The following is an 11,577-nucleotide window of genomic DNA, read 5'->3' as shown; positions in this document are numbered from 1 at the left end:
TGGACGTCTGCGGCCGACCCGACCCCAGCGCCCTGAACCCGTCGATGGGCGGGATGCCCGCGCTCCGACGGGCTCAGCGCGCTGGCGTGGTCAGCCGCTGACCGCTGGCCTCGGGCACAGGGATTCCGCGCCAGCGTCCTCGCACCTCCGGCTCCGCGGCGCGCCACTGCCCACCGACGCGGACAGGGCGCGGCGACCTCGGCACGGAATCCCTGCGGGCGGCGTCCGCCGTCAGCGGCTGAGCCAGCCGCCGTCCACCGGCAGCAGCGTGCCGTGCACGTAGTCCGAGGCGGCGGAGGCGAGGAAGACCGCGGCGCCGACCAGGTCGGAGGCCTGGCCCCAGCGGCCGGCCGGGATCCGGGTGAGGATCTGCTCGGCGCGCACCGGGTCCTCGCGCAGCGCGGTGGTGTTGTCGGTGGCGATGTAGCCGGGGACGAGCGCGTTGACGTTGACCCCACGCGGCGCCCACTCGTTGGCCAGCGCGCGGGTCAGCCCGGCCACCGCCGACTTCGCGGCCGCGTAGCTGGGCACGTTGATCCCGCCCTGCAGGCTGAGCAGCGAGGCGGTGAAGACCACCTTGCCGCGACCCCGCTCCAGCATCGGCGCGGCCAGCAGCTGGGTGAGCGCGAACTGGCTGGTGAGGTCGATCTCGAGCACCCGGTCCCAGGCGTCCAGCGGGTGCTCGATCGCCGGCGCACGGTGGATGGTGCCGGCGTTGTTGACCAGGACGTCCACCCGCCCGGCCAGGGTCCGACCCAGCTCGAGCACCGCCTCCCGGTCGGAGAAGTCGACCCGGACTGCCTCGCAGCGCCGGCCCAGCGCGGTCACCCGGCGGGCCACCTCGCTGCCCTCGGTCGCGATGCTGGAGCTGACGGCCACCACGTCGGCCCCGGCGGCGGCCAGCCCCTCCGCGATCGCCAGGCCGATACCGCGGTTGGCCCCGGTGACCAGGGCCGTCCGGCCGGTGAGGTCGAACAGTGCTGCTCCGAGGGGGGCCGGACCGAGCGCCCCGCTCACCGCAGGCTCCCGAGGTCGACGACGTCCATGTCGGCGTAGTCCTGGTTCTCCCCCGCCATCGCCCAGACGAAGGAGTAGGCCCGGGTGCCGACGCCGGTGTGCACCGACCAGCCCGGGCTGACCACCGCCTGCCCGTCGGCGACCACCACCGAGCGGGTCTGGGTCGGCGGGCCGGCCAGGTGCACCACCCGCCCGTCGCCCAGCCCGGTGTAGAGGTACACCTCCGTCCGGCGGGGGTGGGTGTGGCAGGGCATGGTGTTCCAGACGCTGCCCGGCGCCAGGGTGGTGATGCCGAGCACGAGGTTGGCCGAGGCGATCCCGTCGGCGTGCACGTAGCGGCGGACGGTGCGGACGTTGGCCTGCTCCTGCTCGCCGAGGTCGGCGCCGAACACCTCGTCCCGGCGGCCGACCGCGGTCGGGTGGTCGGCGTGCGCCGGCGCCGCGACCAGGTACACCCGGGCCGTCCCGGTGAGCCGCACCGACCCGGTGCCCCGCGACACGTACAGCACGTCGAAGGCGTCCAGCTCGTGCGTCTGCCCGTCGGTCTCCACCGACACCGACCCGTCCAGGCACACCACGGCCAGCTCGCGCCGGTCGCACAGGTGCTCGGCGGCCAGCTCCGGCGGCGCCTCCAGGGTGAGGGGCTCGCCGGTCAGGTCGACGCCGCCGAGCAGCAGCCGGTCGTCGTGCGCGTAGGCCCACCCGACCTCCCCGGTGGCGAACAGCCCGTCGACCAGGAAGCGGTCGCGCAGGCCGTCGGTGTCGAGGACGGGGAAGTCGTCGGGATGGGTGGCGGGCAGGGTCTGCACGGGGCTCCTCGGGTGGTGCGGTCTTCTCGTCCTTCGACGGGCTCAGGACGCTGGGCGGGGGTTCGGCGTCTGGGTGGGCGTCCTTCGACAGGCTCAGGACATCGGGTGCGGTGGCGTGCGTCGGGGCTCAGAGCTGGGGGACGGGGAGGCCGAAGCCGGGGCGGTCGGGCACGGTGAGGTGGCCGTCGGCGAACTGGTAGGCGGTGTCGTCGACCAGGTCGGTGGTGCCGGGGACGCCCTCGACCACCTCGACGTTGCCGAGCCCGGCGGCCATCTGGGCGGCGTACAGCGTCTTCAGCGGACGTCCCCAGGCGTGCGGGGAGGCGACGGTGCCGATCCGCTCCAGCTCCGGCATCAGCGCCCGCCACCGGGTCAGCCCGTAGCTCATGACGTCCATCAGCAGGACGTCGATGTGCCCGGCCGCGGCGACGGGGAGCAGCGCGTCGACGTCGGGAGAGGTCTCGCCCTCCGCGATCCGGGTGGTGGGGCTGACCGCGTCGAGGTGGCGGCGCAGCGTGGCGAGGTCGTCGGCGTCGTCGAGGAACGGCTCCTCCACCCAGTACAGGTCGCAGTCGGCCACCTGGTCGAGGTAGCGGCGGAAGCCGTCGAGGTCGTAGCCGTCGTTGGCGTCGACCAGCACCTTGGCCTCGGGGAACGCCTCGCGGACCGAGCGGGTGATGAGGACGTCCCGCTTGTCGCCGTCGGCCCGGCTCATCCACCGGTTCCCGCGGCCGATCTTCAGCTTGAAGCTGCGGTGGCCGAGGGCGGTGTCGGCCCGGCAGTTCTCGACCGCCACCGCGGCACCGACCGGTGAGTCCTCGGGGTCGAGGTCGTCGAAGTAGATGGCGCCGTCGTACACCTCGACGGTGGTCGCGCCGCGGCTGCCGAGCAGCGCGTGCACCGGCAGGTCGTGCACCACCCCGAGCAGGTCGTGCAGGGCGATGTCGAGCCAGGCGTGGTCGAGGTCGCGGACGCCGGTGGCCGGGTCGACCAGCTCCGACAACGGCCGTCCGACCACCGTCCGCGGGTCACCGCCGGTGCCCTCGGTCAGCCCCCAGCCGACCTGTCCGGTGTCGGTGCGGAGCACCGCGACGGCCGACTCACCGCCGCTGCCGTGGCTGCCGAGACGGGCGTTGCGGCCCACGGTGCGGGGGTAGCGGGTGGGCAGGCGGTGCAGGTCGACGGCGGTGATCACGGGGTCGGGCACGGTGCTCCTTCGGTCGGGTCAGGTCGGGACGGACGGGTGGTGGCCGAGCCCGGCGGAGATCCGGGCGGCGGTGCTGCGCAGGGCGGCGACGATGTCGGTCTCGGCGGCGAGGATGCGCTCCTTCGGCCCGGCGACGCTGATCGCGGCCACCGGACGCCGGGAGGCGTCGAGGATGGGGGCGGCCAGGCAGCGCACGCCCGGCTCGCGCTCGGAGTCGTCCACGGCGTAGCCGCGGGTGGCGGCCTCGCGGACCGCGGCGGTGAGGTCGCCCACCGAGGTGAGGGTGGTGGGCGTGTAGCGGACCAGGTCGAGGGCGGCGATGACGACGTCGGCCTCGTCGGCCGGCAGCGCCGACAGGTAGGCCTTGCCGAGCCCGGAGGCGTGCAGCGGGGCGCGGCTGCCCAGCTTCGAGGACACCTTCACCACCTGCGGGCCGACCTCCTGCATGACGTAGGCCATCTCGTCGCCCTCGGGGACGGCCACGAACGCGGTCTCCTGCGTGGTCGCCACCAGTGCACGGAGGTGGTCGGGGGTCACCTTGAACAGGTCGAGGCCCTCCAGCGCCTGCAGCCCGACCCGGATCGCCACCGGCCCCAGCCGGACCGAGTTCTCCCCCGCCTCGACCAGGAACCCGCGGTCGCGCAGCTGGGCCACGATCCGGTACGCGGCGCTGCGGCTCAGCCCGAGGGCGGCGCAGAGGTCGGGGATGGAGCCGCGTTCGACCTCGGCCACCCACTCGAGGATGTCCAGCCCCCGGGCGAGGGTGCCGGCCGACGTGGTGCTCGGCTGGGTGCTCATGGCGGCATCATCCCCCAGCGGTCCAGCCGTCGCCCGGCCGCGAGCCGTCCCACCCGCAGCGCGCTGAGCCCGCCGGAGCGCTCGGGAGAGGCGCTCCGGCGAGGTCGTCGCGATGCGGGCGGGACGTCCGTCGCGGCCGGTCGGCTCATCCCTTCAGCCCGGACCGGGCGACGCCGGCGATGACGTAGCGCTGGACGAAGGCGAAGAGCACCAGCACCGGGATGCTCGCCAGCGCCGCCCCGGCCATGATCATCGGGTAGTCGGTGGCGTAGGAGCCCAGCAGGGTCGCCAGGCCGGCCGGCAGGGTCAGCTGCTCGGGGTTGAACAACACGTACAGCGGCCACAGGAAGTCGTTCCAGCTGGTGAGGAACGACAGCACCGCCAGGGTGGCCAGCGGCGCCTTCGACAGCGGCAGCACCACCTGCCAGAAGATCTGGAACCGGTTGGCGCCGTCGATCAGCGCCGCCTCCTCCAGCGCCTCGGGCAGCGAGCTGAAGAACTGGCGGAGGAAGAACACCCCGAACGCGCTGGCCGCTCCGGGGACGACGAGGGCCCAGATGCTGTCCAGCCAGCCGAGGGAGTCCACGATCAGGTAGTTCGGCATCAGGAAGACGAACCCGGGCACGAACAGGGTCGCCACGATCAGCGCGAACACCACGTCGCGTCCGGGGAAGCGCATCCGGGCCAGCGGATAGGCGGCCAGCGCGGCGGTGGCCAGCACCAGCACGGTGTGCAGGACGGCGACCAGCACCGAGTTGCCGAGCCAGCGCAGCACCGGGGCCTGGGCGTCGGCGAAGAGGGTGGTGTAGCCCTCGACCGACGGCTCGGGCGGGATCCACTGCGGCGGCATCGTGGTGGCGTCCCCGGTGGTCTTGAACGAGGTCGAGAGCATCCACAGCAGCGGCGAGATGATGATCACCGAGAGGATCAGCAGCGCCGCGTACAGCAGCAGCGTGCTGACCAGGTTGCGGGGACGGCGCCGGTCGGGCGGCGGGGTGTCGGGCAGGACGGACGTCGGCGCGGTGGCGAGCGTGGTCATCTCAGCGCTCCTTCTGTCGCAGGAAGAGGAAGTTGAGGGCGCTGACGACCACGAGCACCAGGGCCAGCAGGTAGCTCATCGCCGCACCGAGACCCATCCGGAACTGCTCCAGACCGACCTCGGCGATGAACATGATCGCCGTGCGGGTCTCGTCCGACGGGTTGCCGCTGGTGAGCAGGTAGGACTGGCCGAACATGTTGGCCGAGGCCAGCACGGTCATGGTCAGCACGAAGAGGATCACCGGCCGCAGCTCGGGCAGGGTGACGTGCACCAGCTCCTGCCAGCGGTTGGCGCCGTCGACCTTGGCGGCGTCGTAGAGGTTCTCGTCGATGCCCTGCAGCCCGGCGAGGTAGACCACGGAGTTGAAGCCCATCGTCCACCAGACGGTGACGCCGACCAGGGTGACCCACACCCACGGCAGCGCGGTCAGCCAGGGGATGCCCTCCTCCAGCCCGAGCAGGTCGGTGAGGTAGCCGTTGACCAGACCGGTGTTGGCGTTGAGCAGGTACTGCCACAGCAGACCGATGACGCTGACGCCGAGCACGTAGGGGGCGAAGAAGACGGCGCGGAAGAAGGTGCGGCCGCGGAAGCGCCGGTTGAGCAGCAGCGCCAGCGCCAGCGGGATCACCATCAGCAGCGGCACCGACAGCAGCACGAACAGTCCGGTCGCGCGCATGCTCTCCCAGAACTGCTGGGCCACCAGGGCGCCGGGGGTGAAGAGCTCGGCGTAGTTGGCCAGCCCGACGAAGGGGCGCTCGGGCAGGAAGAAGTCCCAGTTGTGCAGGCTCATCCAGAACCCGTACAGCGCCGGCGCCAGCACGAAGGTGGCGAAGACGACGAGGAACGGCGCGAGGAACAGGTAGGGCGTCCACGGCCGGGGACGGTGCGGGGCGCCGCGCGAGCCGGGCGCGGTCGTCGGAGCCGGACGGGCCGCCGGCGCGGGCGGGGCGGACGTCGGTGCGGTGGTGGCGGTCATCAGGCCCTCCCGTACTTCGTGAGGTTCTCCGCCAGCAGGAAGGACGCCTGCTCGCGGCCGCGGGCCAGGGCGTCGCGCGGGCTGAGCTGACCGAGCAGGGCGTCCCCGACGGCGGGGTAGAGGATGGTGGTCTGCACCTCGGCGATGCCGGGGACGAGCGGGTAGAAGCGGATGTGCTCCACGCCGGAGGCGACGTTGGCCTGGGCGGAGAGCTGGGCGAACGCGGGCTGCTCGAGCACCGGCAGCCGGGCTGGGACGGGTCCGGCGCTGGCCCAGCCCAGGGAGTTGCCCATGATCCAGCGCAGGAAGGTGGCCGTGGCGCTGACCCGGTCGGGGTCGAACTCCTGCTGGCGCATCAGCACGAACTGGTGGGAGCCGGAGAAGGCCGCCCGCCGGACGCCGATCTGGGGGAGCGGGGCGACGTCCCAGTCGAGGTCGTCGACCTTGCCCAGGTCGTTGATGAGCGCGCCCGGACCGCCCCAGAGGAAGGCGTTCCGGTCGTTCTTGAACGCCACGTTGGCGTCGGAGCCGCTGACGTCGCTGGGACTGTAGCCGGCGGCGATCAGGCCGGCCTGCCACTCCAACGCCTGCACGCCGGCCTCCTCGGCGAACAGCGCGGCGCTGCCGTCCTCGGCGTAGAGCTCGCCGCCGAACTGCCACAGCAGCGAGTCAAAGCCGCGACCCACGCCCTGCGGGTCGACCGCCGGGAGCCAGTGGCCCTGGACGCCGTTGGCGGCGAGCCGGTCGAGCGCGGCCAGGTACTCCTCGCCCGTCTGCGGCGGGGCGTCGGGGTCGAGCCCGGCGTCGGCGAGCACGCGGCGGTTGTAGAAGAGGCTGTCGGGCCACATGTCCAGCGGCAGCGACCAGCGCGCGCCGTCGATCAGCCCGGACTGCCACACCACCGGCAGGTAGTCCTCCTGCCGCAGCCCGAGTGCCGGCACCAGCGGGTCCAGCGGGACGACGACCTGGCGGGCGGCGTTGGTGGCGACCTGGAAGTTGTGCATGAGCCCGAGGTCGGGGGCCAGCCCGCTGACCACCGCGGCGGGGAACTTCTGGTAGAAGCTCGACCACGGGATCGCATACATCTCGATGCCGATGTTGGGGTGGGTGGCGCTGAACTGCGCGATGAGCTCGCGCATCACCGGCCCGTCCCCGCCGGTGAGCCCGTTCCAGAACTGCAGCGTCAGCGGCGGACCGGTGTAGTCGCCGGACACCGCCGGCAGCTCTGCGCTCGTGTCGACCGGACGTCCGCAGCCGCCCAGCGCACCGAGGGCCGCGGCCGCCGCCGCGCCGGCCAGCAGCGTCCGCCGGCGAAGTCGTGGGGTCATGGGTACTCCGTTGTTCCCGATGATTGGGACAGGCGTCCCGATGAACAGGAACGGTAGAGCGCCGTGCGTTCCGGGGTCAAGAGCAGGAGCGGATTTCGACGGTCGGTCGCGGTGTCGGAGGCGGGTGCTCCGCATGGTTGGCGGCTCTGCCGCTCGGCAGAGGCCGACTGACCGTCGAAATCGGTCGCGACCCCGGGCGGGGCCACACGGATTCCGCGCACACGTCGCCGCTCTGGCGCCGCCCGCCCGCGCAACCACGGGAATCCGGGCCGCCCGGTGACCCACGGTGGAGCGGAATCCCGGTGGGCCTACGCCGTCGGGGTGTTGAGCCGGGCGGCCTGGCGGGTCAGATGGTCCCGCTCGGCCGCGCTCGAGGCCTTCCGTGCCGCCTCGGCGTACAGCCGGGCCGCCGTCACCGGGTCACCGTCCTGCTCGTGCAGGTACGCCGAGGCGGCGGTGTGGCGGGGGAGCGAGGGGTCCACCTCGGCCAGCGCGGCCAGCCCGGCGCGGGCGCCATCGGCCTGGCCGACCGCCACCGCCCGGTTGAGCCGGACCACGGGGTTGTCGGTCAGCCGGAGGAGCTCGTCGTACCACTCCACGAACTGCACCCAGTCGGTCTCCTCCGCCGTCGGGGCGTCGGCGTGCAGGGCGGCGATCGCGGCCTGGGCCTGGAACTCCCCGAGCCGGTCGCGAACGAGCGCGGCCTGCAGCACCTCGACGCCCTCGGTGATGAGCCGGGTGTCCCAGCGGCTGCGGTCCTGCTCGGCCAGCGGGACCAGGCTGCCGTCGGCGGCGGTGCGCGAGGGGCGCCGGGCGGAGTGCAGCAGCATCAGCGCCAGCAGCCCGGCCACCTCCGGGTGGTCGATGACGGCGGCGAGCTGGCGGGTCAGCCGGATCGCCTCGGCCGCGAGGTCGACGTCACCGGAGTAGCCCTCGTTGAAGACCAGGTAGAGCACCCGCAGCACGGTGGCGACGTCGCCGGGCTGGTCGAGCCGGACGCCAGCCACCGTGCGCTTGGCCCGGCTGATGCGCTGGGCCATGGTCGCCTCGGGCACCAGGTAGGCCTCGGCGATCTGGCGGGTGGTCAGCCCGCCGACCGCCCGCAGGGTGAGCACCACCGCCGAGGACGGGGTCAGCGAGGGGTGGGCGCAGAGGAAGTACAGCTGCAGCGTTTCGTCGCCGGACGGCGCCGGTCCGGGCGCCGGCTCGGCCTCGAGGGCGTCCTCGCGCCGGCGGCGGGCGGTCTCGGAGCGGGTGGCGTCGAGGAAGCGGCGCCACGCCACGGTGACCAGCCAGCCCTTGGGGTCGCGCGGCGGGTCCTCCGGCCACACCCGCAGCGCCTCGACCAGTGCGTCCTGGACGGCGTCCTCGCCCGCCGCGAAGTCGGCTCCGCGGCGGACGAGGACCCCGATCACCTCGGGGGTGAGGCGACGCAGCAGCGCCTCGTCCATGTCGACGGGGTCCGGGTCACTCGGTGATGGTCGGCGGTGCAGTGAGGAACGGCCGCACCTCGAGCCACTCGTGGATCGGCTTGCCGTCCTTGCCCGGGGCGGCCGAGAGCTCACCGGCCAGCTCGACGGCCCGCTCCCAGCTCTCGACGTCGATGACCATCCAGCCGGCGATGAGGTCCTTGGTCTCGGGGAACGGCCCGTCGACCACCGGCGGACGTCCCTCGCCGTCGTAGCGGACGAACGCGCCCTCGGGCGAGAGCGCCTGCCCGTCGACGTACTCGCCGGTGCTCTGGAGGCGCTTGGCGAAGTCGTCCATGTACTGGATGTGGTCCGACACCTCCTGGGGTGACCAGGTGTCCATCGGGTGGTCGTTCACACCCTTCGGGGCGCCGCGGTAGTGCTTGAGCAGCAGGTACTTCATCGTTCGTCTCCTCGTGTGGTGCGGCCCATTCTGGCCGCGCTCACCCCGGGGACGGAGCCCCCGCGACGTTCTCGACATCGCCGCCGGAACCTTCTCGTGGAGCTTCCTCCAGACGTCGCCAGTCAGCGGGCAGGGAGGCGCGCACGCGCTCGGCCACCTCGGCCGGCGCCAGCTCGGAGGTGTCGAGGACGAGGTCGAACGGCTCGTCCCCGACGACGTCGAGGTGACCGCGGGCGTTGCCGAGGTGCTGGCCGCTCCGGCGTCCGCGCTCACGCTCCTCCAGCGCCGGCAGCGAGGCGGTCAGCCGCACCCAGTGCTGGTCGTAGCCGGCGAGGTCGCGCCGCCAGCCCGGCAGCACGGTCTGGTCCAGCGGCATCTCGTCGAGGACGACGTGGTTGCCCGCGTCGAGGAGCGCCCGCACCGCCAGCCGCATGCCCGCGAGCAGCCGGACGCCCGCCTCGCCGTAGTGGATCCGGGCCACCGGACGTCCGTCGGCGTCGGTCCGGTCGTCGTACCACATCCCCGGCCCCGGCCCGCGCGGGTGGCCCGCCCAGTGGTGCGGGAACGCGTTGAGGAACAGGTCGATGCCGACCACCAGGTGCGGCTCGGGCAGCAGCGGCTGCAACGCGGCGGCGGCCGAGGTCTTGCCGACGCTCGAGGTGCCGACGAGGGCGATGAGGTGGCCGGTCACGCGGCCAGTCTGGGCTCAGCGAGGGTCGGCGCCGACCGGTCCGGGCGGACGCGCCTGGTCCGCCCCGCCTGCCTCGGGGTGGGCGGCCCGCAGACCGTCGAGGAGCACCCCCGTCATGTCCAGCCCGGACCCGCCGTGCTCGTCGGACCGGCTGTTGGCGAGGCGGATCAGGGCGGGGACGAGGTCCTCGGCGCGGACGTCCGCACGGATGGTGCCCTCGCGCGCGCCGGCGTCGAGGATGTCCTGCACGCGCGGGGCGAGCGCGCCGAGGAAGTACGCCGGCAGCGGCTGGTAGGCCGGGTCGCCGGAGTGCAGCGCGCCGGAGAAGCCGCGCTTGGTGGCGACGAAGCGTGCCAGCCGGTCGGCCCACAACCGCAGCGCCTCCAGGGGTGGGTGCTCGCGACCGAGGCGTTCGGCCTCTGCGGCGACGGCGCCGACCTCGCGCCGGAACACGGCGATGATCAGGTCGGAGCGCTGCGGGTAGCTGCGGTAGATCGTGCCGACACCGACCCCGGCGCGCGCGGCGATGTCGCGCATCGGTGCGTCGACCCCCGCCTCCGCGAACACCGCCTTCGCCGCCTCCAGCACCGCCTCCGTGTTGCGGACGGCGTCCGCGCGTCGGCGGCGGGGCGCCGGTGCGCCCGCGGCGTCGTCAGTCTGCATCGTTCTCCTCGGTGACAACTGGAACAATGTTCCGTATAGTTGTGGACGGACGTTCCGTTTCCGCCCAGGGTAGCCGCGCCTCCGCGGCACCCGCCAGCCTGAGGAGAATCCCATGCAGCACCGTCCGCTCGGCCGCACCGGCATCCACGTCTCGCCCTTCGCGCTCGGCGCGATGATGTTCAGCTCGTTCGGCACCACCGACCAGGGCGAGGTGGACCGCATGGTCGCCCGCGCCCTGGACGCCGGCATCAACTTCGTCGACACCGCCGACGCCTACGCCGAGTCGGAGGAGCTGCTCGGGCGGGCGCTCCGGGGGCGACGCGACGACGTCGTCCTCGCCTCGAAGTTCTCCCGACCGATCGGTGACGACCCCAACGCGCGCGGCGGCTCGCGGCGGTGGATCATGACCGCCGTCGAGAACTCGCTGCGCCGGCTGCAGACCGACCACCTCGACCTCTACCAGATGCATCGGCCCGACCCGCTGACCGACATCGAGGAGACCCTGTCGGCACTGACCGACCTCGTCCGCAGCGGGAAGGTGCGGGCGATCGGCACCTCCGACATGCCCGCCTCCGACATCGTCGAGGCGCAGTGGGTCGCCGAGCGCCGTGGCCTCGAGCGGTTCCGCGCCGAGCAGCCGCACTACTCCCTGCTCGACCGCACGATCGAGCGCGAGGTGCTGCCCGTGGCCCAGCGCTACGGGATGGGCACGGTGATCTGGAGCCCGCTCGCCAGCGGGATGCTGACCGGCCGGGTCCGTCGCGGGCAGGAGAGCGACCTGCGCCGCACCCGGATGTTCGCCGCGTTGCGCGACGAGCGCCGCATCGACACGGTCGAGCAGCTCATCGCCCTGGCGGAGGAGGCCGGGATGCCTCTGACGCATCTCGCGCTCTCGTTCGTCATCGCGCACCCGGGGGTGACCGCCGCGCTCCTCGGGCCGCGCACGATGGAGCAGCTCGACGACCTCCTCGCCGCGGCCGACGTGCGCCTCGGTGACGACCTGCTCGACCGGGTCGACGAGATCGTGCCGCCCGGCACCGGTGTCGGGCAGATGGACCAGGAGTACCGCACGCCGCCGCTGCTGTCGCCGACGCTGCGCCGCCGGCCCGCCCAGGAGCGCGCCGCGGCGTAGCCGGTCGAGGTGGCCGGCCCGGGTGCCGCGGTGGCTCCGCGCTCC

The 11,577-nt window shown here is 73.4% G+C and carries 12 protein-coding genes; 1 reads left to right on the top strand and 11 read right to left on the bottom strand.

Annotation, left to right across the window (positions count from 1 at the left end):
* Positions 1 to 231 precede the first annotated feature (231 nt).
* The 11 genes from DT076_RS05890 to DT076_RS05840 all read right to left on the bottom strand — a co-directional run bounded on the left by DT076_RS05890 (position 232) and on the right by DT076_RS05840 (position 10,400).
* Positions 232 to 1,017 (bottom strand): SDR family oxidoreductase, encoded by a 786-nt coding sequence (locus DT076_RS05890; protein WP_199538997.1) that lies wholly within the window; start codon positions 1,015 to 1,017, stop codon positions 232 to 234.
* Positions 1,014 to 1,826 (bottom strand): 5-dehydro-4-deoxy-D-glucuronate isomerase, encoded by an 813-nt coding sequence (gene kduI / locus DT076_RS05885; RefSeq protein WP_114125746.1) that lies wholly within the window; start codon positions 1,824 to 1,826, stop codon positions 1,014 to 1,016. Before kduI ends, DT076_RS05890 begins: the two co-directional genes overlap by 4 nt.
* 127 nt (positions 1,827 to 1,953) lie before the next feature.
* The gene (locus DT076_RS05880) at positions 1,954 to 3,033 is read right to left on the bottom strand and encodes an enolase C-terminal domain-like protein (RefSeq protein ID WP_114125745.1); all 1,080 of its coding nucleotides are present in this window, start codon (positions 3,031 to 3,033) and stop codon (positions 1,954 to 1,956) included.
* Between the two features lie 18 nt (positions 3,034 to 3,051).
* Positions 3,052 to 3,831 (bottom strand): IclR family transcriptional regulator, encoded by a 780-nt coding sequence (locus tag DT076_RS05875; RefSeq protein WP_114125744.1) that lies wholly within the window; start codon positions 3,829 to 3,831, stop codon positions 3,052 to 3,054.
* A 145-nt stretch (positions 3,832 to 3,976) separates the two neighbouring features.
* Positions 3,977 to 4,870, bottom strand: a complete 894-nt coding sequence (locus tag DT076_RS05870) for a carbohydrate ABC transporter permease (protein ID WP_114125743.1) — start codon at positions 4,868 to 4,870, stop codon at positions 3,977 to 3,979.
* Between the two features lies 1 nt (position 4,871).
* A complete protein-coding gene (locus DT076_RS05865) occupies positions 4,872 to 5,846 on the bottom strand; it encodes a carbohydrate ABC transporter permease (protein WP_114125742.1) in 975 nt (324 codons plus the stop codon).
* Complete coding sequence (locus DT076_RS05860) at positions 5,846 to 7,174, bottom strand: ABC transporter substrate-binding protein (protein ID WP_114125741.1); 1,329 nt, start codon at positions 7,172 to 7,174, stop codon at positions 5,846 to 5,848. Before DT076_RS05860 ends, DT076_RS05865 begins: the two co-directional genes overlap by 1 nt.
* A gap of 308 nt (positions 7,175 to 7,482) precedes the next feature.
* A complete protein-coding gene (locus DT076_RS05855) occupies positions 7,483 to 8,625 on the bottom strand; it encodes an RNA polymerase sigma factor (protein ID WP_114125740.1) in 1,143 nt (380 codons plus the stop codon).
* Between the two features lie 16 nt (positions 8,626 to 8,641).
* Positions 8,642 to 9,046, bottom strand: a complete 405-nt coding sequence (locus DT076_RS05850; protein WP_114125739.1) for a YciI family protein — start codon at positions 9,044 to 9,046, stop codon at positions 8,642 to 8,644.
* A 40-nt stretch (positions 9,047 to 9,086) separates the two neighbouring features.
* Complete coding sequence (locus DT076_RS05845; protein WP_114125738.1) at positions 9,087 to 9,737, bottom strand: phosphotransferase-like protein; 651 nt, start codon at positions 9,735 to 9,737, stop codon at positions 9,087 to 9,089.
* A gap of 15 nt (positions 9,738 to 9,752) precedes the next feature.
* Positions 9,753 to 10,400: a TetR/AcrR family transcriptional regulator gene (locus DT076_RS05840; RefSeq protein WP_114125737.1), complete on the bottom strand. Its 648-nt coding sequence runs from the start codon at positions 10,398 to 10,400 to the stop codon at positions 9,753 to 9,755.
* A gap of 112 nt (positions 10,401 to 10,512) precedes the next feature.
* On the opposite strand from DT076_RS05840, the gene DT076_RS05835 reads away from it, so the two are divergent.
* Positions 10,513 to 11,532: an aldo/keto reductase gene (locus DT076_RS05835; RefSeq protein WP_114125736.1), complete on the top strand. Its 1,020-nt coding sequence runs from the start codon at positions 10,513 to 10,515 to the stop codon at positions 11,530 to 11,532.
* Positions 11,533 to 11,577: the final 45 nt, after the last annotated feature.

Origin of the sequence: Desertihabitans brevis (assembly GCF_003327535.1) — a bacterium.
Classification (GTDB): domain Bacteria; phylum Actinomycetota; class Actinomycetes; order Propionibacteriales; family Propionibacteriaceae; genus Desertihabitans; species Desertihabitans brevis.
The sequence above is the reverse complement of the archived record's forward strand: the minus strand, read 5'-3'. Positions and strand labels throughout refer to the sequence as shown.